Raw genomic sequence first — 1,231 nt, 5'->3', positions numbered from 1 at the left:
GCGCCCTCGCCGAGCGCGCCCTGGTCCCGGTCCTGCCGACGCGCGAGGAGTTCCCCTACGCGATCCGCCAGGTCTCCGAGGCCCTGGGTTCCAACGGCTCGACGTCCATGGGCTCCGTCTGCGCCTCCACCATGTCGCTGCTGAACGCCGGTGTCGCCGGTATCGCCATGGGCCTGATCTCCCAGGAGATCGACGGCGAGACGCACTACGTCACCCTCACCGACATCCTCGGTGCGGAGGACGCCTTCGGTGACATGGACTTCAAGGTCGCCGGCACCAAGGAGTTCGTGACCGCCCTCCAGCTCGACACCAAGCTGGACGGCATCCCGGCCTCCGTCCTGGCCGCCGCCCTGAAGCAGGCCCGCGACGCCCGCCTCCACATCCTCGACGTGATGATGGAAGCGATCGACGTCCCGGACGAGATGTCCCCGAACGCTCCGCGGATCATCACGGTCAAGATCCCCGTGGACAAGATCGGTGAGGTCATCGGCCCCAAGGGCAAGATGATCAACCAGATCCAGGAGGNNACGATCGAGGACGACGGCACCATCTACATCGGTGCCGCCGACGGCCCGGCCGCCGAGGCCGCCCGCGCCACGATCAACGGCATCGCCAACCCGACCATGCCGGAGGTCGGCGAGCGCTACCTGGGCACCGTCGTGAAGACGACGACCTTCGGCGCGTTCGTCTCCCTGCTCCCGGGCAAGGACGGCCTGCTGCACATCTCGCAGATCCGCAAGCTCGCCGGCGGCAAGCGCGTGGAGAACGTCGAGGACGTCCTCGGCGTGGGCCAGAAGGTCCAGGTCGAGATCGCCGAGATCGACTCCCGCGGCAAGCTCTCCCTCATCCCCGTCATCGAGGGCGAAGAGGGCGACGAGTCCGCCGACAAGAAGAAGGACGACACCGACAAGTGACGTCGCGTAGCACCACGACGACGGCCCGCACCTCTTCGGAGGCGCGGGCCGTCGCCCGTACCCAAACCCTGATCAAGGGCCAGAACGGCATCGGCACGGTCCGCAGGACGACCCTCCCCGGCGGCCTGCGCGTCGTTACGGAGACGCTGCCCTCCGTGCGCTCGGCCACCTTCGGCATCTGGGCCAACGTCGGCTCGCGCGACGAGACCCCGTCGCTGAACGGCGCCACGCACTACCTGGAGCACCTCCTCTTCAAGGGCACGAACAAGCGCAGCGCCCTGGACATCTCCTCCGCGATCGACGCGGTCGGCGGCGAG

The 1,231-nt window shown here is 68.4% G+C and carries 2 protein-coding genes and 1 pseudogene; all 3 read left to right on the top strand.

The annotated features are described in order from the left end of the window. A pseudogene (locus AOK22_RS43575) lies at positions 1-525 on the top strand (KH domain-containing protein); the annotation flags it as partial. A 2-nt stretch (positions 526-527) separates the two neighbouring features. Next, positions 528-914, top strand: a 387-nt coding sequence (locus AOK22_RS43570; RefSeq protein WP_244165278.1) for a S1 RNA-binding domain-containing protein, incomplete at its 5' end; no start/stop codon positions are given. After that, on the top strand, positions 911-1,231 hold a 321-nt coding region (locus AOK22_RS38335), incomplete at its 3' end, for a M16 family metallopeptidase (protein WP_167357944.1). The genes AOK22_RS43570 and AOK22_RS38335, both read left to right, overlap by 4 nt.

The organism is Streptomyces silaceus, from assembly GCF_001419745.1.
Classification (GTDB): domain Bacteria; phylum Actinomycetota; class Actinomycetes; order Streptomycetales; family Streptomycetaceae; genus Streptomyces; species Streptomyces silaceus.
The sequence above is the reverse complement of the archived record's forward strand: the minus strand, read 5'-3'. Positions and strand labels throughout refer to the sequence as shown.